General features: G+C 61.9%; 19 protein-coding genes. 16 read left to right on the top strand and 3 right to left on the bottom strand.

Translation table 11 applies throughout. From position 1 onward, the window contains the following. Positions 1 to 60: 60 nt before the first annotated feature. From potA to KDB76_RS27365, 3 genes are read left to right on the top strand one after another with little or no spacing between them, the layout of a single operon-like run. A complete protein-coding gene (gene potA, locus KDB76_RS27375; protein ID WP_013974704.1) occupies positions 61 to 1,203 on the top strand; it encodes a polyamine ABC transporter ATP-binding protein in 1,143 nt (380 codons plus the stop codon). Next, positions 1,200 to 2,120 (top strand): ABC transporter permease subunit, encoded by a 921-nt coding sequence (locus KDB76_RS27370; protein WP_013974703.1) that lies wholly within the window; start codon positions 1,200 to 1,202, stop codon positions 2,118 to 2,120. The genes potA and KDB76_RS27370 overlap by 4 nt, the downstream gene beginning before the upstream one ends. Beyond that, the gene (locus tag KDB76_RS27365; protein ID WP_003258560.1) at positions 2,117 to 3,010 is read left to right on the top strand and encodes an ABC transporter permease subunit; all 894 of its coding nucleotides are present in this window, start codon (positions 2,117 to 2,119) and stop codon (positions 3,008 to 3,010) included. The genes KDB76_RS27370 and KDB76_RS27365 overlap by 4 nt, the downstream gene beginning before the upstream one ends. Before the next feature lie 105 nt (positions 3,011 to 3,115). On the opposite strand, the gene KDB76_RS27360 is transcribed toward KDB76_RS27365, so the two are convergent. Continuing rightward, entirely contained in the window at positions 3,116 to 3,571 is a 456-nt protein-coding gene (locus tag KDB76_RS27360; RefSeq protein ID WP_013974702.1) for a transposase, read from the bottom strand. Positions 3,572 to 4,098: 527 nt separating this feature from the next. On the opposite strand from KDB76_RS27360, the gene KDB76_RS27355 reads away from it, so the two are divergent. The 12 genes from KDB76_RS27355 (at position 4,099) to KDB76_RS27295 (ending at position 18,402) form a co-directional block, all read left to right on the top strand. Then, a complete protein-coding gene (locus KDB76_RS27355) occupies positions 4,099 to 4,371 on the top strand; it encodes a DUF3077 domain-containing protein (protein ID WP_023660782.1) in 273 nt (90 codons plus the stop codon). 1,366 nt (positions 4,372 to 5,737) lie between these two features. Beyond that, entirely contained in the window at positions 5,738 to 6,826 is a 1,089-nt protein-coding gene (locus tag KDB76_RS27345; RefSeq protein WP_024087886.1) for an efflux RND transporter periplasmic adaptor subunit, read from the top strand. Beyond that, positions 6,823 to 7,890, top strand: a complete 1,068-nt coding sequence (locus tag KDB76_RS27340) for an efflux RND transporter periplasmic adaptor subunit (protein ID WP_013974699.1) — start codon at positions 6,823 to 6,825, stop codon at positions 7,888 to 7,890. The genes KDB76_RS27345 and KDB76_RS27340 overlap by 4 nt, the downstream gene beginning before the upstream one ends. Then, a complete protein-coding gene (locus KDB76_RS27335) occupies positions 7,887 to 10,940 on the top strand; it encodes an efflux RND transporter permease subunit (protein WP_013974698.1) in 3,054 nt (1,017 codons plus the stop codon). Before KDB76_RS27340 ends, KDB76_RS27335 begins: the two co-directional genes overlap by 4 nt. Before the next feature lie 248 nt (positions 10,941 to 11,188). Beyond that, positions 11,189 to 11,371 carry a sulfur starvation response protein OscA gene (gene oscA, locus KDB76_RS27330; protein ID WP_003258557.1) on the top strand — a complete coding sequence of 61 codons (183 nt, stop codon included), beginning with the start codon at positions 11,189 to 11,191 and terminating at the stop codon, positions 11,369 to 11,371. A 48-nt stretch (positions 11,372 to 11,419) separates the two neighbouring features. Next, a complete protein-coding gene (locus KDB76_RS27325; RefSeq protein ID WP_024087885.1) occupies positions 11,420 to 12,427 on the top strand; it encodes a sulfate ABC transporter substrate-binding protein in 1,008 nt (335 codons plus the stop codon). A 185-nt stretch (positions 12,428 to 12,612) separates the two neighbouring features. Continuing rightward, positions 12,613 to 13,431 carry a sulfate ABC transporter permease subunit CysT gene (gene cysT / locus KDB76_RS27320; RefSeq protein ID WP_024087884.1) on the top strand — a complete coding sequence of 273 codons (819 nt, stop codon included), beginning with the start codon at positions 12,613 to 12,615 and terminating at the stop codon, positions 13,429 to 13,431. A gap of 11 nt (positions 13,432 to 13,442) precedes the next feature. Next, entirely contained in the window at positions 13,443 to 14,315 is an 873-nt protein-coding gene (cysW, locus tag KDB76_RS27315; protein WP_015272212.1) for a sulfate ABC transporter permease subunit CysW, read from the top strand. Positions 14,316 to 14,318: 3 nt separating this feature from the next. Further along, positions 14,319 to 15,308, top strand: a complete 990-nt coding sequence (locus KDB76_RS27310) for a sulfate ABC transporter ATP-binding protein (RefSeq protein ID WP_013974693.1) — start codon at positions 14,319 to 14,321, stop codon at positions 15,306 to 15,308. A 656-nt stretch (positions 15,309 to 15,964) separates the two neighbouring features. Beyond that, entirely contained in the window at positions 15,965 to 16,546 is a 582-nt protein-coding gene (locus KDB76_RS27305) for an alpha/beta hydrolase (protein WP_013974692.1), read from the top strand. Between the two features lie 64 nt (positions 16,547 to 16,610). Then, a complete protein-coding gene (locus tag KDB76_RS27300; protein WP_013974691.1) occupies positions 16,611 to 17,441 on the top strand; it encodes a sigma 54-interacting transcriptional regulator in 831 nt (276 codons plus the stop codon). Between the two features lie 175 nt (positions 17,442 to 17,616). Then, a complete protein-coding gene (locus tag KDB76_RS27295) occupies positions 17,617 to 18,402 on the top strand; it encodes a MetQ/NlpA family ABC transporter substrate-binding protein (RefSeq protein WP_013974690.1) in 786 nt (261 codons plus the stop codon). A 185-nt stretch (positions 18,403 to 18,587) separates the two neighbouring features. On the opposite strand, the gene KDB76_RS27290 is transcribed toward KDB76_RS27295, so the two are convergent. Beyond that, positions 18,588 to 19,406, bottom strand: a complete 819-nt coding sequence (locus KDB76_RS27290) for an alpha/beta hydrolase (RefSeq protein ID WP_038410227.1) — start codon at positions 19,404 to 19,406, stop codon at positions 18,588 to 18,590. A gap of 65 nt (positions 19,407 to 19,471) precedes the next feature. After that, positions 19,472 to 21,835 (bottom strand): penicillin acylase family protein, encoded by a 2,364-nt coding sequence (locus KDB76_RS27285; RefSeq protein WP_038410226.1) that lies wholly within the window; start codon positions 21,833 to 21,835, stop codon positions 19,472 to 19,474. 86 nt (positions 21,836 to 21,921) lie between these two features. On the opposite strand from KDB76_RS27285, the gene KDB76_RS27280 reads away from it, so the two are divergent. After that, the gene (locus KDB76_RS27280) at positions 21,922 to 22,473 is read left to right on the top strand and encodes a sugar O-acetyltransferase (protein WP_013974687.1); all 552 of its coding nucleotides are present in this window, start codon (positions 21,922 to 21,924) and stop codon (positions 22,471 to 22,473) included. Positions 22,474 to 22,499: the final 26 nt, after the last annotated feature.

The following is a 22,499-nucleotide window of genomic DNA, read 5'->3' as shown; positions in this document are numbered from 1 at the left end:
CGTGGCGGCACCTTTAGAACAGGGCTCGCGGGCACAAAAATCTTGTTGGGAGTTTCACTCATGGCAGTTGCCTCCGGTGCCTATAAAAAAGCCCTCGAGGGTGGCCAGCAACCCAAGCAGGTGCTGGTCAAGATCGACCGGGTCACGAAAAAGTTCGACGAAACGGTAGCCGTGGACGATGTGTCCCTGGAAATCCGCAAGGGCGAGATCTTCGCTCTGCTGGGGGGCTCCGGTTCCGGCAAGTCCACCTTGCTGCGCATGCTGGCCGGCTTCGAGCGCCCGACCGAAGGGCGGATCTTCCTCGATGGCGTCGACATTACCGACATGCCGCCCTACGAGCGGCCGATCAACATGATGTTCCAGTCCTACGCGCTGTTCCCGCACATGACCGTGGCGCAGAACATCGCCTTCGGCCTGCAGCAGGACAAGATGCCCAAGGCCGAGATCGACGCCCGCGTGGCCGAGATGCTCAAGCTGGTGCACATGACCCAGTACGCCAAGCGCAAGCCGCACCAGCTGTCCGGCGGCCAGCGCCAGCGCGTGGCACTGGCCCGCTCGCTGGCCAAGCGCCCCAAGCTGCTGCTGCTCGACGAGCCGATGGGTGCACTGGACAAGAAACTGCGTTCGCAGATGCAACTGGAACTGGTGGAGATCATCGAGCGCGTTGGCGTGACCTGCGTGATGGTGACCCACGACCAGGAAGAGGCCATGACCATGGCCCAGCGCATCGCCATCATGCACCTGGGCTGGATCGCCCAGATCGGCTCGCCGGTGGACATCTACGAGACGCCTACCAGCCGCCTGGTGTGCGAGTTCATCGGCAACGTCAACCTGTTCGAAGGTGAAGTGGTCGACGACGCCGAAGGCCACGCGATCATTGCCAGCCCGGAGCTGGAGCGCAAGATCTATGTCGGCCACGGCATCACCACGTCGGTGGAAGACAAGCACATCACCTACGCCCTGCGCCCGGAAAAGATGCTGGTCACCACCCAGCAACCGACCTGCGAGCACAACTGGTCGCGCGGCAAGGTTCACGACATTGCCTACCTGGGTGGCCACTCGGTGTTCTACGTCGAGTTACCGAGTGGCAAGGTCGTCCAGTCGTTCGTCGCCAACGCCGAGCGCCAGGGCACCCGCCCGACCTGGGGCGATGAAGTGTACGTGTGGTGGGAAGACGACAGCGGCGTGGTACTGCGGTCATGAAACTGCGCAAGCTCAAGCGAGCCTTCCAGCGTATTACCCCGGAGGGGCGGCACCTGGTGATCGGCGTGCCGTTCATCTGGCTGTTCCTGTTCTTCATGCTGCCGTTCTTCATCGTGCTGAAGATCAGCTTCGCCGAAGCCGACGTGGCGATCCCGCCGTATACCGAGATCTACAGCTACGTCGAAGACAAGCTGCAGCTGGTGCTCAACCTGGCCAACTATGGCCTGTTGACCGAGGATGAGCTGTATATCTCGGCCTACCTGGGCTCGCTGAAGATGGCCTTCTTCAGCACCCTGCTGTGCCTGCTGATCGGCTACCCGATGGCCTATGCCATTGCCAACGCCAAGAAGGAGACCCAGACGGTCCTGCTGTTGCTGATCATGATGCCGACCTGGACCGCGATCCTGATCCGCGTCTATGCCTGGATGGGCATTCTCAGCAACAACGGCCTGCTCAACGGCTTCCTGCTGTGGACCGGGTTGATCGACCAGCCGCTGCAGATCCTCAACACCAACCTGGCGGTGTACATCGGCGTGGTCTATTCGTACCTGCCGTTCATGATCCTGCCGCTGTTCGCCAACCTGGTGAAGCACGACCCGAGCCTGCTCGAGGCCGCTTCGGACCTGGGTTCGAGCACCTTCAACAGCTTCTGGAAGATCACCGTACCACTGTCGAAGAACGGCATCATCGCCGGCTGCATGCTGGTGTTCATCCCGGTGGTGGGCGAGTTCGTGATTCCTGAACTGCTTGGCGGCCCGGAAACCCTGATGATCGGCAAGGTGCTGTGGCAAGAGTTCTTCAACAACCGTGACTGGCCGGTGGCCTCTGCGCTGGCGGTGGTCATGCTGGCGATCCTGATCGTGCCGATCCTGCTGTTCAACCGCAGCCAGGCCAAAGAAATGGAGGGCAGGGCATGAAGCGCTTCAGTTTCTCCAAGCTGATGCTGGTGCTCGGCTTGCTGTTCATCTACCTGCCGATGCTGATCCTGGTGATCTACTCGTTCAACGCCTCCAAGCTGGTGACGGTGTGGGGTGGCTGGTCGGTGAAGTGGTACGTCGGCCTGCTCGACAACACCCAGTTGATGGGTTCGGTGATGCGTTCGCTGGAAATCGCCTGCTACACGGCGGTGGCGGCGGTGGCGCTGGGTACCTTGGCGGCGTTCGTGCTGACCCGGGTTACCCGCTTCAAGGGCCGCACGCTGTTCGGTGGCCTGGTTACCGCGCCGCTGGTAATGCCTGAGGTGATCACCGGCCTGTCGCTGTTGCTGCTGTTCGTGGCCATGGCGCAGATGATTGGCTGGCCGCAGGAGCGCGGCATCGTCACCATCTGGATCGCCCATACCACGTTCTGTGCCGCGTATGTAGCGGTGGTGGTGTCGGCACGCCTGCGGGAGCTGGACCTGTCGATCGAGGAAGCGGCGATGGACCTGGGTGCCAAGCCGTGGAAGGTGTTCTTCCTGATCACCATCCCGATGATCGCGCCGTCGCTGGCTGCGGGCGGCATGATGTCGTTCGCCCTGTCGCTGGATGACCTGGTACTGGCGAGCTTCGTCTCCGGCCCTGGTTCGACCACCTTGCCGATGGAAGTGTTCTCGGCGGTGCGCCTGGGCGTGAAGCCGGAGATCAACGCCGTGGCAAGCTTGATCCTGCTGTCGGTATCGCTGGTGACCTTCTTCGTCTGGTACTTCAGCCGCCAGGCCGAAGAGCGCCGTCGCAAGGCGATACAGCAGGCGATCGAAGAGGGCGCTGCAGCGAATGCTTCGCAGCCACAGGTGAAGCGCCCGGCGCAGGTTGCGGCGTCTGCCTGATCTGGCCTCTTCGCGGGTGAACCCGCTCCCACAGGAATATCACTGCCTCGAGCCTGTGTTAATCCCTGTGGGAGCGGGTTTACCCGCGAAGGCCCCAGCACAGATTCAAAGCCAGACTGCATCCCAATGTGGATAGTCCCTGACACTTCTGACCAGGCCTGCCCGCAAGGGGTTGGCAACAATGTACCTGGCGACATGCACCATGCTTTCTTCCCTTCTTAATGCCCGGTCCTGATACCCAGACTGCCATACCGGATCATGCTCAACCCCCGCCTGATGCAAAACCAGACTGGACCTGGACTTGAACCTTCGCATCAAGGTGCCCAACGTCGTACCTTTCAACTCAATCAGCCAATGCAGATGGTCCGGCATCAGCACCCAGGCCAATGATCGGCAGGCATGTTCCTGGTCTGATTGTCGCAGTTGGTGAATGACCAGCCGGGCATGGTGGAAATCATGGAACAGCGGCTTGCGCTGGTGGGTGACGGTGGTCAGCAGATAGAGCCGGCCAAGTTCTGAATAGCGACCACGGCGAAGCAGGTGAGACTGGGCTCGCGACATTGGCTTCTTCCTTGAAAAGCAGGTGACTTTTCAAAGGTAGTGGCTGAGATACAGGTGCTGCGTAGATCATGGTTTCTGAATATGGCAGAAGCTTGCGGATGGCAGTACCGGCCCTTTCGCGGGTGAACCCGCTCCCACAGGTATTGCGCAGGTCCTGAAGGCTGCACATAACCCTGTGGGAGCGGGTTCACCCGCGAAGAGGCCCTGAAGGTGTACGACTTTTCATCAACTCAAACCAAAGGCTTCAGTTGGATCGGCTTGGGAATTATCCTACGAGCCGTGTGGAAGCTGCTCTGTTGTAGGGGAAATGCCCCAGGGATAACGTCGTCGAGTCGCCAATCAAGGTGACCGGGTGTGAGAAACCCGCTCGATGTTGAACAGGCTTCCTGTCATGGCGGCCTTGCGTGGGCAGGCCTCGGCCTGGCCGGGTTCAATGTCCTCGGTTTTCTCACCCCGCGTACGGCTGCCACCCCTTATCCGTGAGAAAGATGAGCTGGCGGTTCTATAAACGACATTGGATTCCGACCATGACAACGCACGTTCCAGATCACCCAAAAAACAGCAGCACCGTCGGTAAAGAAACCTGCATGGACCTTTTCCGCGTCCAGGCCAATATCCCTTTCAACCATGCCTTCTCCGAACTCTCCGTCATGCTCGGGTGCATCAATCACCTGACGACCGAAGCCGAGATGGAAAATGACCGGCTGGCCGGTAGTGCCGCGAGAATTCTCAGTGGCTTTGCCAAAGCACTGATCGATGACATCGAACTGGGACTGAACAAGGCTTCAGTTCAGCTCTGACCTGTACCGGCCCTTTCGCGGGCACGCCCGGTCCCACAGGTACAGCGCAGGCTTGAGGCTGGCGACCATCCTGTGGGAGCGGGCGTGCCCGCGAAGAGGCCCGCGCAGGCGCTGGAAATGCCTAATAAATTCCCGTCAGTTCTTTAAATTACGAATCTTTTTCACGCCAGCAGGGAGCTCTGTCGTTGGTGCGCCCGGTGTTGGATGTCTATTCGCTGGTGTGCTTCCAAAATTCGCTGGTGTGCTCGAACCTACACTAGGCTGGATCCTTGCTCGAGGGATAATGTACGTTCGTGGAGCCATGTAAAGCCCATTGAGTTCGAAACTCTCGTTGTTGCTCTCGGGCGGAACGGAATTTAGGCTTCTCGCGGCACTTCGGTGATTATTGTTTTGGGGAATCCCGGGCGGTTGAGCAGTATTCCCTCTGCCCACGGGGGCACCCCGCGATGGTCGTAGAGGGATGCGCTTACCCAGGTTATAGGCACCCGCCGCAAGCGCGACGGCTGTAAGTAACCCAGATACGCCCTGTAGAACATCTCGGGCTTTAGGATCTTTTACAATAAAACTTGCAGTGAGTGTTCCAAGGCTGGCTAATTATGTCGTAGCCATAAAAAGTAATGAGAAAGAAAAGTGCCCGGTGGGGTCAACGTTGTTCACCGGGTCCCCTACACAATACGCGTAGGGGTTCAACCCACCTTCCTCAAACGGGCTTTCATCATCGGGGCTGCACAACCTCTGCAGCACGGGACTATACTGACGATAGCCATTACCCAGCGAGTAACAGTCTGTTACTTCGTCCAGCTGCTCGCCATTGAATCCCAAAGGCATATTAGAATCGGCAGAGGCCGGGCGTTGGCCGTACGGGGTATAACGGTACTGCGTTCTACCAGCCTGTTCGAACGCACTCATCACTGTGTTGCTGCTGTTCACTGCGAAGAGTAAAAGCGGTGTATCTGCACCTGCCGTGCGTTGTGCCAAGAGGTTCCCCTCATGGTGAAAATACGAGCGTGTTACAGACCCGCAGATTTCGGTGGTGCATCTGTTGTTCTGGTAAAAACGGAGTGAAGTTTCGCGCGCGTCCATATGGCTTCTCAGTTTCAGACTTTGACAGAAATTGCCCAGGCGTAGCTGAGTTTGTCGGTTCGACCAAGGTCATCTCACTATGTAACGGTCGCATGCTTCCAGCTACTGGCATAAATGCTAGGTTTTTGGTGGACCGTCTGACCTGTGCGGCCGATTCGCAGACCCGCCCGCCCGACAGGCGCTGAAAATGCTGAACTGATCCCCGTCAGTGATGTTTATCGAACCCTGATCTACGCTAACAGTCGCATCCCACGAATCATTTGCGCGCAAGCAAGGAGCCTGCATGACGTTGATACGTCCGCTGTTGGTCGTCTGCCTGGGGCTTGTGTCCCTGCTGTCGGGCTGTAGTAAGGAAGAAACCACCGAAACATTGCCACGCGTAGGCGTGCAACAGGTATCCCCCACCGATTTCGCTGCCAGGGTCACCCTGACTGGCGATGTGCAGGCGCGGGTGCAGACCGACCTGTCGTTCCGGGTGGGCGGCAAGATCATTTCGCGCAGCGTCGATGTCGGCGACCACGTAAAGGCCAACCAGGTGTTGGCGCGGCTGGACCCGAAAGACCTGCAGAACAATGTCGACTCGGCCAAGGCCGAGGTGTTCGCCGCGCAGGCGCGGGTCACCCAGACCAGCGCTGCCTTCGTACGCCAGCAAAAGCTGTTGCCCAAGGGCTACACCAGCCAGAGCGAATACGATTCCGCCGAAGCCGCGCTGCGTAGCAACCAGAGCGCGCTCAAGGCCGCACAGGCACAATTGGCCAATGCCAACGAACAACTGAGCTATACCGCGCTGGTCTCCGAGGCCGATGGGGTCATCACCGAGCGCCAGGCCGAGGTTGGCCAGGTGGTGCAGGCGACCATGCCGATCTTCAGCCTGGCCACCGATGGCGACCGTGATGCCGTGTTCAATGTCTACGAATCGCTGCTGGTGGCTCCGCCAAGCGACGCCGGCGTGATCGTCAGCCTGCTGGACGACCCCAAGGTCCAGGCCCGTGGCTTCGTGCGCGAAATCACCCCCACGGTGTCCGCGCAAAGCGGCACGGTACAGGTCAAGGTCGGGCTGAGGGATGTGCCGCCAGGGATGCAACTGGGTGCACCGGTGACGGCCACCACCAATGCCCAGGGCCGGCCAAGTATCGAGCTGCCATGGTCGGCACTGACCAAAGCCCTGCATGAGCCCGCCGTGTGGGTGGTGGGCGAGGGTGACAAGGTAGAGCTGCGCAAGGTCGAGGTCAGCCGTTACCTCACCGGCAGGATCGTGGTCGCCAGTGGCCTGAAAGGCGGCGAGACCGTGGTGGTCAATGGCGGGCAGTTGCTGCACCCCGGCATGCAGGTGCTGAAGATCGATGCCAAGGCCAAAGGGGGTGAGCTATGAAGCGCCTGCTGCTGATGCTGTCGGCCGGCGTGCTGTTGGCCGGCTGCAGTAGCGAGGATGAAGTGCCGGAACCGATTCGGCCGGTGCTGTCGGTCAAGGTCGAACCCCAGGTGCAGTCGCAGCTCGGCCGCTTCGCCGGCAGTATCCAGGCCCGTTTCGAAAGCACCTTGGGCTTCCGGGTTTCCGGGCGTATTGCCCGGCGCTGGCTGGATGTGGGCGCCCAGGTGAAACCGGGCGATACCCTGGCCACCCTCGACCCGACCGACCAGCAGAACCAGTTGCGCGCCGCCGAAGGCGACCTGGCCAAGGTGCAGGCGCAGTGGATCAACGCCCAGGCCGATGCCCGCCGGCAGCAACAGCTATATGACCGTGGCGTAGGCGCCCAGGCCCAGCTGGATATCGCCCAGACCAACCTGAAAACCACCAGCGCGGCGTTGGAGCAGGCGCGCTCTGCACTCAGCCAGGCGCGTGACCAGCTCGACTACAGCACCCTGCGCACCGACCACGCCGCGGTAATCACTGCCTGGCAGGCCGAAGCCGGGCAAACCGTCACCGCCGGCCAGGCCGTGGTAACCCTGGCCAGGCCGGATGTGAAGGAAGCGGTGATCGATCTGCCGATCGGCCTGGCCGAGCAGTTGAGCAAAGGCCTGACCTTCACCGTTGCTTCGCAGCTGGACCCGACCATCAACACCACCGCCAGCCTGCGGGAACTGGAACCCCAGGCCGACGCCACCACGCGCACCCGCCGCGCGCGCCTGACCCTGGCCAGCACCCCGGCGGCCTTCCACCTGGGCACTGCCATCAGCGTGACCCTGAGTTCGGAGGTGTCGCCGCGCAGCGAACTGCCCTTGAGTGCCTTGCTCGAGCGCGACGGCAAGACCCAGGTATGGGTGATTGATACGCAGCAGAAGACCGTGGCCACCCGTGATGTGGCCCTGATCGGTCGAACCGCCGACAGCATCGTCCTGACCTCGGGCGTACAGCCCGGCGAGCGGGTGGTGACTGCGGGCGTGAACAGCCTCAAGCCTGGCCAGAAGGTCACCTTCGACGAGGATGCGCAATGAAAGGAAGCTTCAACCTGTCCGACTGGGCACTCAAGCATCAATCGTTCGTCTGGTACCTGATGTTCGTCGGCCTGCTGATGGGGATCTTTTCCTACTTCAACCTGGGCCGTGAGGAAGACCCGTCGTTCACCATCAAGACCATGGTCATCCAGACCCGCTGGCCCGGCGCGACCCAGGACGAAACCCTGTACCAGGTCACCGACCGTATCGAGAAGAAGCTCGAGGAACTCGACTCCCTCGACTACACCAAAAGCTACACCCGCCCCGGCGAATCCACGGTCTACGTGTACCTGCGCGACACCACCAAGGCCAAGGACATCCCGGAAATCTGGTACCAGGTGCGCAAGAAGATCCAGGACATTCGCGGTGAGTTCCCTGCAGGCATCCAGGGGCCCGGGTTCAACGATGAATTCGGCGATGTGTTCGGTTCTATCTATGCCTTCACCGCCGACGGCCTGACCCTGCGCCAGCTGCGCGACTACGTGGAACAGGCGCGGGCCGAAGTGCGCGATGTGCCCAACATCGGCAAGATCGAGCTGATCGGCACCCAGGACGAAGTGCTGTACCTGAACTTCTCTACCCGCAAGCTGGCAGCCCTGGGCATCGATCAGCGCCAGGTCATGCAGGCCCTGCAATCGCAAAACGCCGTGACCCCTGCCGGCGTGATCGAGGCCGGGCCGGAACGTATCTCGGTGCGTACCTCCGGGCAGTTCACCTCGGAAAAAGACCTGGAAACCGTCAACCTGAAGATCAACGACCGCTTCTTCCGCCTGGCCGACATCGCCGATATCGAGCGTGGTTACGTCGACCCCCCTTCGCCAATGTTCCGCTACAACGGCCAGACGGCGTTGGGCCTGGCCATCGGCATGAAGGCCGGCGGCAATATCCAGGTGTTCGGCGCGGCGCTGAAAAAACGCATGGACCAGGTGGTCGAAGACCTGCCGGTGGGCGTCGGGGTGCACACTGTTTCCGACCAGGCCGTGGTGGTCAAGCAAGCGGTCGGCGGCTTTACCAGTGCGCTGTTCGAGGCGGTGGTGATCGTGCTGGCGGTGAGCTTCGTCAGCCTCGGCGTGCGTGCCGGGCTGGTGGTGGCCTGCTCGATCCCGCTGGTGCTGGCCATGGTGTTCGTGTTCATGGAGTACAGCGGTATCACCATGCAGCGGATTTCGCTGGGGGCGCTGATCATCGCCCTGGGCCTGCTGGTGGATGATGCGATGATCACTGTGGAAGTGATGGTCACACGGCTGGAAATGGGCGAAAGCAAGGAGCAGGCGGCGACTTTTGCCTATACCTCCACAGCCTTCCCCATGCTCACCGGCACCCTGGTGACTGTGGCCGGCTTCGTGCCGATCGGCCTCAACGCCAGTTCGGCCGGTGAATACACCTACACGCTGTTTGCGGTAATTGCCGTGGCACTGATGGTGTCGTGGGTGGTAGCGGTATTCTTCGCCCCGGTGTTAGGCGTGCACATCCTCAGCAGTGCCAAGCTCAAACACCATGAAGCCGAGCCGGGGCGCGTCGGCCGGGCCTTCGAGCATGGTTTGTTGTGGTGCATGCGCAACCGCTGGCTGACCATCATCGGCACCGTGGTGTTGTTCGCCCTGGCGATCTTCTGCGAACGCTTCGTGCAGAACCAGTTCTTCCCGTCCTCTGACCGCCCGGAAATCCTCGTCGACCTCAACCTGCCGCAGAACGCCTCGATCGAGGAGACGCGCAAGGTGGTCGACCGTTTCGAGGCGCGGATCAAGGACGACCCGGACCTGGTGCACTGGAGTACCTATATCGGCCAGGGCGCGATCCGCTTCTACCTGCCCCTCGACCAGCAGTTGCAGAACCCGTACTACGCGCAGTTGGTGATCGTCAGCAAGGGCTTCGAAGAACGCCAGGCCATGATGGAGCGCCTGCAGAAGATCCTGCATGAAGAATTCGTTGGCGTCGGCACCAACGTGCAATCGCTGGAAATGGGCCCACCGGTGGGCCGACCGATCCAGTATCGGGTAAGCGGTGCCAATATCGACGAGGTTCGCAAGCACGCCATCGAGCTGGCCACCTTGCTCGACCAGAACGAACACATCGGCGAGATGATCTACGACTGGAACGAGCCGGGTAAGGTGCTGCGCGTGGAAATCGCCCAGGACAAGGCGCGCCAGCTGGGCCTGTCGTCGGAGGACGTGGCCAATGTGATGAACAGCATCGTCAGCGGCGTGCAGATCACCCAGGTCAACGACAACATCTACCTGGTCGACGTGGTCGCCCGTGCCGAGGACAGCGAGCGTGGCTCGCCGGATACCCTGCAGAACCTGCAGATCCTGACACCCAACGGCACTTCGATCCCGCTGCTGGCGTTCGCCACCGTGCGCTACGAGCTGGAGCAGCCGCTGGTGTGGCGTCGCGACCGCAAGCCGACCATCACCATCAAGGCTTCGGTCAACGGCGACATCCAGCCCACCGACCTGGTGGCCCAGCTGAAGCCGAAGATCGACGAGTTCGCCAGCAAGTTGCCGGTGGGCTTCGAAGTGGCCACCGGCGGTACGGTGGAGGAGAGCGCCAAGGCGCAGGGGCCGATCCGCAAGGTCATCCCGCTGATGCTGTTCCTGATGGCGACGTTCCTGATGATCCAGCTGCACAGCGTGCAGAAGCTGTTCCTGGTGGTCAGCGTGGCGCCGCTGGGGTTGATTGGCGTGATCATTGCGCTGGTGCCCACAGGTACGCCCATGGGCTTCGTGGCGATTCTCGGCATTCTCGCGCTGGCGGGCATCATCATTCGTAACTCGGTGATCCTGGTGACGCAGATCGACGAGTTCGAAGCCCAGGGCTTGTCGCCGTGGGATGCGGTGGTGGAGGCAACCAACCACCGGCGCCGGCCGATTCTGCTGACCGCGGCGGCGGCGAGCCTGGGCATGATCCCGATTGCCCGCGAGGTGTTCTGGGGGCCGATGGCCTACGCCATGATTGGCGGGATCATCGTGGCGACCCTGCTGACGCTGCTGTTCCTGCCGGCCTTGTATGTGGCTTGGTACAAGATCCGCGAGCCACAGAAACACAACTGAAGCCCTGCACGGGCTCTGTGGGAGCGGGTTCACCCGCGAATGCGATGGTGGAACCACCGCCGCATTCGCGGGTGAACCCGCTCCCACAGGGTCTTCCGTCGCTTTCAAAATTGTATTTTGTTTTGGTTATATAAACATTCTCAAACAGTATTTTTAAGAATAACCCCGCCTCACTACTATTGCCCTCAAGCCAGGCGCAAATCCCCTTCAAACCTCAGCCCGGCACCCTCACTCCAAGGAGAACGAGCATGAGTGCATCTCTGCGTAGCATCGACGGTCAGGACGAAGCCACCATTCTGCGTGAAATCCAGAGCGCTCTGCGCGACCTGCGATTCGGTGCGGTGGAGATAACCGTGCACAACGCTCAGGTCGTACAGATCGAGCGCAAGGAGAAGTTCCGCCTGCAGCAGCCCGGCAACAAGACCGGCTGATCGCGCCACACATTCAAAACTAGAAAAATGCCAATCGGGAGCTTCACCATGTCCATCCGCCGTTATGCGCTTGCCGCCCTGGCCAGTGCTGTTTTTGCCGGTTCCGCCATCGCCAAGGACTACGAACTGCTGAACGTGTCCTACGACCCGACCCGCGAGCTGTACCAGCAGTACAACGCCGAGTTTATCAAGCACTGGCAGCAGGCCCACCCGGGCGACAAGGTGAAGATCCAGCAATCCCACGGCGGTTCGGGCAAGCAGGCCCGTGCGGTGATCGACGGCCTGCGTGCCGACGTGGTGACCCTGGCCTTGGCCGGCGACATCGATGAAGTCGCCAAGCTCGGCAAGACCCTGCCAGACAACTGGCAGACCCGCCTGCCGGAGGCCAGCACCCCGTACACCTCGACCATCGTGTTCCTGGTGCGCAAGGGCAACCCGAAAGGCATCAAGGACTGGGGCGACCTGATCAAGAAGGATGTGTCGGTCATCACCCCCAACCCGAAAACCTCCGGCGGCGCCCGCTGGAACTTCCTGGCGGCCTGGGCCTATGGCCTGAAGGCCGGCGGTAGCGAAGAAAAGGCCAAGGAGTACGTGCAGGAGCTGTTCAAGCACGTCCCGGTGCTGGATACCGGCGCCCGTGGCTCGACCATCACCTTCGTCAATAACGGCCAGGGCGATGTGCTGCTGGCCTGGGAAAACGAAGCCTTCCTGGCGCTGAAGGAAGACGGTGGCGCCGACAAGTTCGAGATCGTCGTGCCGTCGTTGTCGATCCTCGCCGAACCGCCGGTGGCGGTGGTGGACAAGAACGCCGAGAAGAAGGGCAATACCGAGATTGCCACCGAATACCTCAAGCACCTGTACAGCCCGGCCGGGCAGAAGATCGCAGCCGAGAACTTCTACCGCCCGCGTGACGAGAAGGTCGCTGCCGAGTTTGGCAAGCAGTTCCCGAAACTGGACCTGGTAACCATCGACAAGGACTTTGGTGGCTGGAAGACTGCACAACCTAAATTTTTCAATGATGGCGGTGTGTTCGACCAGATCTATCAGGCACAGTAAGGGCCAAGGAAAAGCGGGGCCGCCATGCGGCCCATTCGCGACGCAAGGCCGCTCCCACAAGGAACCGTAATCTCCTGTGGGAGCGGCCTTGCGTCGCGATTGGGCTGCAAAGCAGCCCCAGGATTCAGAAGCTTGCACCGGCCCGGGATCTGTCCCGGGTTTCGTGCGTTCAACCAGGGATATTTATGTCACGTCGCATTTCCCCCGTCATACCCGGCTTCGGGCTGACGCTGGGCTACACCTTGGTGTACCTCAGCCTGATAGTGCTGATACCGCTGGCCGCCATGTTCGTGCATGCCGCGCAGCTTACCTGGGAGCAGTTCTGGACCGTCATCAGTGCGCCGCGGGTGATCGCCGCGCTCAAGCTGAGCTTCGGCACCGCCCTGTTCGCCGCCATCATCAACGGCCTGATCGGAACCCTGCTGGCTTGGGTGCTGGTGCGCTACACCTTCCCCGGGCGCAAGATCATCGATGCAATGATCGACCTGCCGTTCGCCCTGCCCACGGCCGTAGCCGGTATCGCCCTGACCGCCCTGTACGCGCCCTCGGGCTGGGTCGGCCAGTTCGCCACCGACCTGGGCTTCAAGATCGCCTACACCCCGCTGGGTATCACCCTGGCGCTGACCTTCGTCACCCTGCCGTTCGTGGTGCGGACGGTGCAGCCGGTACTGGCCGACATCCCACGTGAAGTGGAGGAGGCCGCCGCCTGCCTGGGCGCGAAGCCGCTGCAGGTGTTCCGCCACGTGCTGGCGCCAGCGCTACTGCCTGCCTGGCTGACAGGTTTTGCCCTGGCCTTCGCCCGCGGCGTGGGCGAGTATGGTTCGGTGATCTTCATTGCCGGCAACATGCCGATGAAGACCGAGATCCTGCCGCTGCTGATCATGGTCAAGCTCGACCAATACGACTACACCGGCGCGACCGCCATCGGCGTGCTGATGCTGGTGGTTTCCTTCATCCTGCTGCTGCTGATCAACCTGCTGCAGCGCCGCATCGAAACCCCTTGAAGGAGGCCGGCATGTCCAGTTCATCCCTGAATGCAACCGCCGCCGCCAACGCTGCCCGCCGGGGCAGCGCCACTTCGCGGCGTATCCTGATCGGCCTTGGCTGGCTGGTGTTCGCGCTGTTCCTGCTGCTGCCACTGGTGATCGTGGTGTCGCAGGCGCTGAAGAACGGCTTCGGCACCTTCTTCGAGGCGATCTTCGAGCCTGACGCATTGTCGGCGCTGAAGCTGACCCTGCTCGCCGTGGCCATTTCGGTGCCGCTGAACCTAGTGTTCGGTGTCAGCGCCGCCTGGTGCGTGAGCAAGTACACCTTCCGTGGCAAGAGTATCCTGGTCACCCTGATCGATCTGCCGTTCTCGGTGTCGCCGGTGATCGCCGGCCTGGTCTACGTGCTGATGTTCGGCGCTCAAGGCCTGTTCGGGCCATGGCTGCAGGACCACGATATCCAGATCGTGTTCGCCCTGCCGGGCATCGTCCTGGCCACCATCTTCGTCACCGTACCGTTTGTGGCCCGTGAGCTGATCCCGCTGATGCAGGAGCAGGGCACGCAGGAAGAGGAGGCCGCGCGCCTGCTCGGTGCCAATGGCTGGCAAATGTTCTGGCACGTGACCCTGCCAAACATCAAATGGGGCCTGATCTATGGGGTGGTGCTGTGCACCGCGCGGGCCATGGGCGAGTTTGGCGCGGTGTCGGTGGTGTCCGGCCACATTCGCGGCGTGACCAACACCTTGCCGCTGCACGTGGAGATCCTCTACAACGAGTACAACCATGTCGCGGCCTTCAGCGTGGCCAGCCTGTTGCTGATCCTGGCGCTCTTCATCCTGCTGCTCAAGCAGTGGAGCGAGAACCGTATTAACCGCCTGCGCCACAGCGCCGCGGAGGAATGATTCATGTCGATCGAAGTTCGTAACGTCAGCAAGCGCTTCAACAGCTTCCAGGCCCTGGACAACATCAACCTGGACATCAACAGCGGCGAATTGGTGGCGCTACTTGGCCCGTCCGGCTGCGGCAAGACCACGTTGCTGCGCATCATCGCCGGCCTGGAAACCCCCGACCAGGGCAATATCGTGTTCCATGGCGAGGACGTGTCCGGCCATGACGTGCGCGACCGCAACGTCGGTTTCGTGTTCCAGCACTACGCGTTGTTCCGCCACATGAGTGTGTTCGACAACGTTGCCTTCGGCCTGCGCATGAAGCCCAAGGGCGAGCGCCCGAGCGAGAGCAAGATAGCCGAGAAGGTGCATGAACTGCTGAACATGGTGCAGCTGGACTGGCTGTCCGACCGCTACCCCGAGCAGTTGTCCGGTGGCCAGCGCCAGCGTATCGCCCTGGCCCGTGCGCTGGCGGTGGAACCCAAGGTGCTGTTGCTGGACGAGCCTTTCGGTGCGCTGGATGCCAAGGTGCGCAAGGAGCTGCGCCGCTGGCTGGCGCGCCTGCACGAGGACATCAACCTGACGTCGGTGTTCGTCACCCACGACCAGGAAGAAGCCATGGAGGTGGCTGACCGCATCGTGGTGATGAACAAGGGCGTGATCGAGCAGATCGGCTCGCCGGGCGAGGTGTACGAGCACCCGGCCAACGATTTTGTCTACCACTTCCTTGGTGACTCCAACCGCCTGGCCCTGAGCGAAGGGCATCATGTGCTGTTCCGCCCCCACGAAGTGTCGCTGTCGCGGCACGAGACCGAAGGGCACCATGCGGCCGAGGTGCGCGACATTCGGCCGTTGGGCGCGACCACGCGGGTGACCTTGAAGGTGGAGGGGCAGAGCGAGCTGATCGAGGCCGAAGTGGTCAAGGACCATGACAGCCTGACCGGGTTGGCGCGGGGGGAGACATTGTTCTTCCGGCCGAAGGTTTGGCAGAAGGTGGCGGATATCTGAGTCGCCTTTGATAATGAAAAAGCCCGGGGTTGGTCCCGGGTTTTTTTATGCCTGATGGATCGAGGGCGCAGCCCTCGCGGCAATCTCATGCCTTTCGCGAATATTTCGCATGCCAAGCAATGCATGATTGAAAGCCCGCCCGGCTACAGCCCGCGAATTCCGCAGCTTTGCCACAATCCTTCAAAAAATATATTCAGTAAAGTTCTAACCATAATTTTAAAAATTACTTTGAGAGATAAGCCCCTGACCCCGATGATTCAGCCACACACCTGAATCGAGCCCCAGGAGCTTGATCAATGGGTAATGTCCAGCGCGGGCCATGGCGGCTATCGAACGTGCGGGGATCAGCAAGCTGGCGGTGATTACCGCGCGCTGAACCCGTCAACTTTCTTCAGGCAAGTGCTTAGGGGCCATATCTCTTGGCAGGGGATGGCCCCTTTTTTTGCGTGATTCCTGTGGGAGCGGGCGTGCCCGCGAACACGGGCGAAGCCCGTGCCATCCACCGCGGTGCTTGCTTCGCGGGCATGCCCGCTCCCACAGGGGGCGCGCACAATATTGATATTTTGGTTATTAATAAATATCTTCTTATTCCTTTACTGATATAACTCCCTCCCTATACTTGTCTCCAAGCACGCAAACTCACTGGAGGCGTCCCCATGCGCAATGAGTCGATTCGTTACCTGATTGTGCCGGGCTGGCAAGGATCGCCAGACAACCATTGGCAAAGTCACTGGCAGCGCACCTTGCCCAACAGTGCCCGGGTCGAGCAGCACGACTGGCTGACCCCGCAACGCCAGGACTGGGTGCAGGCACTGGAGCAGGCGATTGCCGCCGAGCGCTCACCGGTGATTCTGATTGCCCATAGCCTGGGCTGCATAACCGTCGCTCATTGGGCCGCGCAGGCCAGCCCGGCCCTGCTGCGGCGGGTACGTGGCGCGCTGCTGGTGGCACCCGCTGACGTAGAGCGGCCAACCTGCGCGCCGGCTCTGCGCAACTTCGCGCCGATCCCGACCGAAGCACTGCCATTCCCCAGCCAGGTGGTCAGCTCGGACAACGACCCGGCCGTGAGCGTGCCAAGGGCGTTGTATCTGGCCCAGGTCTGGGGCGCCGAAGCAGGGCTGCTGACCAACGCCGGGCACATCAACGTCAAGTCCGGCCATGAGCGCTGGGAACAAGGTTTCGCCTACTTGTATCGCTTGCAGAGCCGGGTCGAGCAGCGCGCACTGCGCCGCGCCTGATCGCCCTTACTGTTTACCGTTTGCCTGACGCCCGGCCATTGAAGGTCTGGGGCGGGAGTTCGTCATGACTTTTCAAAACCCTTTTGGCCAGCCGTTGCTGACCTTCCCTGAACTGGACAAGAGCCCGCTGAGCATCCGCGCCAAGGCGCTGGTGTTCATCGACCCACGTTCGCAGCAGCTGCGCGAGGAGCTCGAGCACCTGGCGCCACAACCCTTGCCAGTGCTGATCCGTGGCGAAACCGGTACCGGCAAGGAACTGCTGGCTCGGCAGATCCACCGTGCCAGTGACCGCAGCGGGTTGTTCGTGTCGGTCAACTGCGCTGCCATCAGCCCCACCTACGCCGATGCCGAGCTGTTCGGCTACAGTGCCGGCAGCCAAGGCGGCACAGCCAGCAGCCGTGCCGGCTGGTTCGGCTCGGCCAACGGCGGCACGTTGTACCTGGACGAGATCGCCGACTTGCCGCTGGCCATCCAGGGCAAGCTGCTGGCCGCCCTTGAAAACCGTGAGGTTACCCGGGTGGGCGCGCAGCAGCCGCAACCGGTGGACGTGCGCCTGGTAGCCGCCACCAGTATCGACCTGGCGCGGGTGGTGCGCGCGGGGCGTTTCAACGAGCGCCTGTACCAGTACCTGCGCGAGGGCACGCTGGAGCTGCCGCCACTGCGCGAGCGGCCGGGCGATATTCTGCCGTTGGCCGAGTACTTCGTGGGCATCTACAGCGTGCGCCTGCAGCGGCCTGTGCCGCTGGTTAGCGAGGCGGCACAGCAGGCGCTGGAGGCACACCCCTGGCCCGGCAACACCCGTGAACTGGAGAATGTCATCCACTTTGCCTTGCTGCTGAATGATGGCGAGGAGATCCTGGCAGAGGACCTGGACCTGCCCGACCCTGCGCGCTAGGCACTGCTCAAAAGCAAAATGGCTGATAGCATTTTGTTTTTGGAATAAGCAGCTAAATAAAAGATATTTTTACGGAATAAAAAATCTGGGTATTGTCCGCCTCACGCCCGCTGGTGAACCGGTTGGGCACCCGATTCGCCATCGTCGATGGCCCAGAACCAGAACAAGGATCACCATGAAGAAGACCCTGCTGACCACTGCCCTGGCCGCTGCCCTGTCGTTTGCCGGCCTGGCTACCGCCGCCGAGAAACTGGTTGTCGCCGCCACCCCGGTACCGCACGCCGAAATCCTCGAGCTGATCAAGCCGACCCTGGCCAAGGAAGGTGTGGACCTGCAGATCAAGGTTTTCACCGACTACGTGCAGCCGAACGTGCAGGTTGACCAGAAGCGCCTGGACGCCAACTACTTCCAGACCCTGCCTTATCTGCAGAACTTCAACGAAGGCAAGGGCACCCACCTGGAAACCGTGATCGGCGTGCATGTCGAACCCTTTGGTGGTTACTCGAAGAAGGTCAAGAGCCTGAGCGAACTGAAAGAAGGCGCTACCGTTGCCATCCCTAACGAGGGCAGCAACAGCGGCCGCGCCCTGCTACTGCTGCAGAAGGCTGGCCTGATCACCCTGAAGGATCCGAAGAACGCCCTGGCCACCCCCAAGGACATTGCCGAGAACCCGAAGAAGCTGAAGTTCCGCGAGCTTGAGTCGGCCATGCTGCCGCGCGTGCTGGACCAGGTCGACCTGGACATGATCAACACCAACTACGCCCTGGAAGCCGGCCTGAACCCGGCCAAGGACGCGCTGGTGATCGAAGGCAGCGACTCGCCATACGTGAACTTCCTGGTCGCCCGCCCGGACAACAAGGACAGCGAAGCCATCCAGAAACTGGCCAAGGCCCTGACCAGCCCGGAAGTGAAGGAGTTCATCGCCAAGAAGTACCAAGGTGCGGTGCTGCCGGCGTTCTGATGCGCTTGCATTACCTGGCATGACCCAACGCCGACACCCTTGTGTCGGCGTTTTTATGTGTGGGCATAGTTACCTGTGGGAGCGGGTTTACCCGCGAACACGGGCGAAGCCCGTGCCATCCACCGCGTTGCCTGCTTCGCGGGTAAACCCGCTCCCACAAGGGCTGCAAAGCAGCCCCGGCGATCTCACTGGTTACGCGGTAGCCAGTTCAACAGGAACTCATTCACCACCCGCGGGTTCTCCAGGCTGGAGATATGCCCCGCAAACGGAATCTGCGCCGCCAGGCAGCCAATGATCCGCGCCATTTCATTGGACTCTTCCGGCGGCCGCGGAATGTCCTGGTCGCCGCACATCAGGATGGTTCTCTCGCTCGGCAGCTGCTCGAGTTGCGCCAGCAGGTCGTGTCGTCCAAAGATTATCCGCCCCATGGGATCGAGGCTCTCGCGAATGATTTGTGCACTGCTTGCCTTCAGCTGAGCACGAAACCGCTCACGGATTTCAGGCACGGTCTGGCCGCCTGCGTGGAAAAAAATAGGCACGATGATGTCGAGCAACGGGTCGCTGAATTCGCCGGCTGCGCTGGCGGTATCCAGCAAGGCGAAATACTTGAGCCGAGTTTCCTCCGGCTCGGCGCCCAGGTAAGTGTCCATGAGCACCAGGCGATCAATTCGTTCAGGGTGGGTAGCAGCCAGCGGTGCCCCCCACATACCGCCTACCGACAGCCCGACCAGGTGGCACTTGGTAATTTCCAGTTTGTCCAGCAACGTCAGGTGCTGGTGGACCAAGCTGTTCATGTCGATGGTCGTGGCAGGCGGAGCATCGGAGCCGCCGTGGCCCCACAGTTCGGGGACGATGACGCGGAAGTGTGCTGACAAGGCTTCGATTTGTGGCTGCCACATCTCGGCGGACCACAGGTAGCTGTGACCGAGCAGGACCGGGAAACCCTGGCCCTGGTCGATGTAGCTCATGCGGGCGCCGTCGATTTCGATGAAGTGTCTTTGCATGGAATGGGTCTCGGCTGGGAGTGCTGTAGGGTATTCGAAATTGTCGGGGCCGCTTTGCAGCCCCTTTACTGAGCTGGCACCAGACGCAAGGTACTCTGCGCCGGAATCACCCCCATCTGCGCCTTCTGGTACTGCCCCTGCACATACCCTTCGGCCTGATCCGCAAAATGCCTGTCGAACGGCACGCCACTCTGCCCGACCGGGTTGGTGGTCAGCGCCTGCCCGGCATCGGCAAAGTCGACCAGCCGCCGCGTCGACGGCCCATAGGTCACCGGCCATGGCGCCGGGCCGATCTTCGCCGAGAGGTTGTTCGGCACTTCATGGGTGCCCGGTGCGGCGAACGGGCCGACGTTGAACAGCAGGTTCAGCGGCTTTTTGACCCCCAGCGGGTGGTTGTGGGTCAGGGTATGGGCCTTGCCCCACTGCCCACTGGCCGGGTCGTTGCCCAGGGTTTCCCGCAGGTGCTTCAAGGTGTTCTGCCACGCCATGCGCACCACGGCGTTACGGTCGGTGCGCTGGTTGGCTCCGCGGGTGTTCCACCACGGCGAATCGGCATCCGCCGCCAGGCGCGGCAGGGCGGCGTCGATGGCGCGGGTGCTGATAAGTACCGGGAACCAGGTGTCGCCCAGCTCGTCATGCAGGGCCGCGAATGCCAGCTCGTAGAGGAACTGGTTGAACAGCGTGGCACTGGTCGAGTCGAGCGGGTAGTCGCCGCTCCAGGCTGCCAGTTGCTCGACCAGCTCCTTCTCTTCGTCCCCTTCGGCCACTGCGCGTAGCGTTGCCAGCAGTGGTGCAAGGGTGCGCGGGCCATAGTCGCTGGCAGTGTCCAACTGCAGCGCCTGGCTATTTTGGGTATCCCACTTCACATCGGGGTTGGCCAAGTGGCGATCGAGCTGGCGGCCTCGGTCCGGCAGGTTGTAGTAACCGGGTATCGGCACTGCCGCCGGAGGCTGGTAGTTGGCCGAGACAATGTAGCCGCGTGCCGGGTTCTCCTGCTGGGGGTTGACGCTGAAGGGGTAGAAGCCGAGCTTGTCCGCCTGCGCACTGGCACCATCGAGGATGAACACGGGGTCGACGCCGTCGGGGCGGATCGGCAACTGCGCCGCCGCCCACCAGCCGATATCGCCACGGGCATTGGCCCAGACCAGGTTCAGCCCTGGCGCATGCACCTTGGCCGCAGCCTCGCGCATCTTGCCCAGGGTATCCGCGCGGTTGAGATGGTAGAAACCGTCGAGGAGCGGGTTTTCGGTTTCCAGGAACGCCCACCACATGGCGATTGGCGTGGGCCCGGCAGTGGCACCCAGCACGTCGTTGACGATCGGGCCATGGGGCGACCGGCGGAGGCTGAGGGTGACCGGTGCTTCGCCTTTAACGGCAATCTGCTGCTCGGTCTTTTCCAGCGCCTGCCATTTGCCATCGACCATCACCTGGTTGGCGTCGGCAGGGTTGGTGTGCTCGGCGATCAGGTCGACGTCGTCATTCTGGAACATGGTCAGGCTCCAGCCGAAGTCGCGGTTGTGGCCGAGCAGGGCGAACGGGTTGAGCGCCTGGAAGTAGCCATACAGGTTGAAGCCCGGCGCCGACAGCTCGGCCTCGTACCACACCGCCGGCACCGCAAAACCGATGTGCGGGTCGCCGGCCAGCAGCGGCCTGCCGCTGCGGGTGCGGCTGCCGGCCACGGCCCAGGCGTTGCTGCCCTCGAATTGAGGGATGCCCGCATCGCCCAGCGCGTCATGGCTGAGGCGGGCGAGGGCCTCCAGGCTTTGCCAGTCGGCAGCGGCCAGCGGTGTACCCAAGGCACCCTCGGGCTGCCAGGCGAGATCGAAGATGTTCAGGTACTCAGGGCCCAGCTGGTCGCGGATATAGGTAAGCGCGGGTTCGGTGCGAAACGCGGCGGCGAAGCTGTAGGCCAGGTAGCCGGCGATGCTCAGGGTGTCTTCGGCGCTGAAGGGGCGTGGGGTGATGCCGAGCAGGTCGAACTCCACGGGTTTTGGGTGGCTGGCCTGCCAGCTGTTCACCCCGTCGAGGTAGGCCTGCAGGGCTTGCCAGGCGGGTGACTGGCGGTCCTGACGCTTGGCCATCAGTGCTGCCTGTTCGCGAATGCGCAGGCTGCGGAACAGGGTGTCGGTGGGCAGCAGCTTGTCGCCCAGTACCTCGGCCAGCTCGCCCCGGGCCAGGCGCCGCAGGATCTCCATCTGGAACAGCCGGTCCTGGGCATGCACGTAACCGAGAGCACGATACAGGTCCGGCTCGCTCTGCGCCTGCAGGTGCGGCACCCCACGGGCGTCGTAGCGCACGTTGACCGGCGCCTGCAGGCCGGCGATGGCCACCTCGCCCTCGCGTTGCGGCAGCTTGCCCTGCACATACCAGTATCCGGCGCCGGCGGCCACGGCAACCATCACGGCCAACAGGGTCAAGCTGCGCTTCATGCAGGCTCCTTGTGCGTTCAAGCGAAAAATGTGGTCCGATGATCGGCGGATTCGCGACCAGAGCATAGCCCCAGGAAGGAGTTTCCATGTCCCTCAGCGAAAAACAGAAAATGCTTACAGGCCAGCTCTATCACGCTGGCTGCCCCGAGCTGCAGGCCGAGCAGATCGCCAACAAGCACTGGATGCACCGCTACAACAGCAGTGTCGAATTGCTCAACGACGCACGTCATGGGCTCTTGGTAGAGCACTTTGGCCAGGTCGGCGAAGGCGCGGTGATCCGCCCACCGTTTTATTGCGACTATGGCTACAACATCAGCGTCGGCCGCAACACCTTCATGAATTTCAACTGCGTGATCCTCGATGTGCTGCCGGTGCATATCGGTGATGATTGCCAGATCGGCCCCAACGTGCAGATCTATACCGCCGACCACCCGCTCGACCCCGAGGTGCGCCGCACAGGGCTGGAGAGTGGCCGGCCGGTGACCATCGGCAACAACGTGTGGATCGGCGGCGCGGCGATCATCCTGCCGGGGGTGACCATTGGTGATAACGCCGTGGTGGGTGCCGGTAGTGTGGTGACTCGGGATGTGCCGGCGGGGGTGACGGTTGTAGGTAGCCCGGCGCGGGTGCGTGGTTGATATGAAAAAGCCCTGCGGTGTTGGCC

This window comes from Pseudomonas sp. JS425, from assembly GCF_018223845.1.
In the GTDB taxonomy this organism is placed as follows: Bacteria; Pseudomonadota; Gammaproteobacteria; order Pseudomonadales; family Pseudomonadaceae; genus Aquipseudomonas; species Aquipseudomonas asiatica.
This window is presented reverse-complemented; position numbering and strand designations above follow the sequence as displayed.

Excerpts from the sequence above, each read along its gene's own strand:
- KDB76_RS27300 (WP_013974691.1), top strand. The coding sequence starts at position 16,611 with ATGACTTTTCAAAACCCTTTTGGCCAGCCGTTGCTGACCTTCCCTGAA.
- KDB76_RS27365 (WP_003258560.1), top strand. The coding sequence starts at position 2,117 with ATGAAGCGCTTCAGTTTCTCCAAGCTGATGCTGGTGCTCGGCTTGCTG.
- KDB76_RS27335 (WP_013974698.1), top strand. The coding sequence starts at position 7,887 with ATGAAAGGAAGCTTCAACCTGTCCGACTGGGCACTCAAGCATCAATCG.
- KDB76_RS27285 (WP_038410226.1), bottom strand. The coding sequence starts at position 21,835 with ATGAAGCGCAGCTTGACCCTGTTGGCCGTGATGGTTGCCGTGGCCGCC.
- KDB76_RS27355 (WP_023660782.1), top strand. The coding sequence starts at position 4,099 with ATGACAACGCACGTTCCAGATCACCCAAAAAACAGCAGCACCGTCGGT.
- KDB76_RS27295 (WP_013974690.1), top strand. The coding sequence starts at position 17,617 with ATGAAGAAGACCCTGCTGACCACTGCCCTGGCCGCTGCCCTGTCGTTT.
- KDB76_RS27370 (WP_013974703.1), top strand. The coding sequence starts at position 1,200 with ATGAAACTGCGCAAGCTCAAGCGAGCCTTCCAGCGTATTACCCCGGAG.
- KDB76_RS27360 (WP_013974702.1), bottom strand. The coding sequence starts at position 3,571 with ATGTCGCGAGCCCAGTCTCACCTGCTTCGCCGTGGTCGCTATTCAGAA.
- KDB76_RS27325 (WP_024087885.1), top strand. The coding sequence starts at position 11,420 with ATGTCCATCCGCCGTTATGCGCTTGCCGCCCTGGCCAGTGCTGTTTTT.
- KDB76_RS27305 (WP_013974692.1), top strand. The coding sequence starts at position 15,965 with ATGCGCAATGAGTCGATTCGTTACCTGATTGTGCCGGGCTGGCAAGGA.
- cysW (WP_015272212.1), top strand. The coding sequence starts at position 13,443 with ATGTCCAGTTCATCCCTGAATGCAACCGCCGCCGCCAACGCTGCCCGC.
- oscA (WP_003258557.1), top strand. The coding sequence starts at position 11,189 with ATGAGTGCATCTCTGCGTAGCATCGACGGTCAGGACGAAGCCACCATT.
- KDB76_RS27345 (WP_024087886.1), top strand. The coding sequence starts at position 5,738 with ATGACGTTGATACGTCCGCTGTTGGTCGTCTGCCTGGGGCTTGTGTCC.
- potA (WP_013974704.1), top strand. The coding sequence starts at position 61 with ATGGCAGTTGCCTCCGGTGCCTATAAAAAAGCCCTCGAGGGTGGCCAG.
- KDB76_RS27310 (WP_013974693.1), top strand. The coding sequence starts at position 14,319 with ATGTCGATCGAAGTTCGTAACGTCAGCAAGCGCTTCAACAGCTTCCAG.
- KDB76_RS27340 (WP_013974699.1), top strand. The coding sequence starts at position 6,823 with ATGAAGCGCCTGCTGCTGATGCTGTCGGCCGGCGTGCTGTTGGCCGGC.
- KDB76_RS27280 (WP_013974687.1), top strand. The coding sequence starts at position 21,922 with ATGTCCCTCAGCGAAAAACAGAAAATGCTTACAGGCCAGCTCTATCAC.
- KDB76_RS27290 (WP_038410227.1), bottom strand. The coding sequence starts at position 19,406 with ATGCAAAGACACTTCATCGAAATCGACGGCGCCCGCATGAGCTACATC.
- cysT (WP_024087884.1), top strand. The coding sequence starts at position 12,613 with ATGTCACGTCGCATTTCCCCCGTCATACCCGGCTTCGGGCTGACGCTG.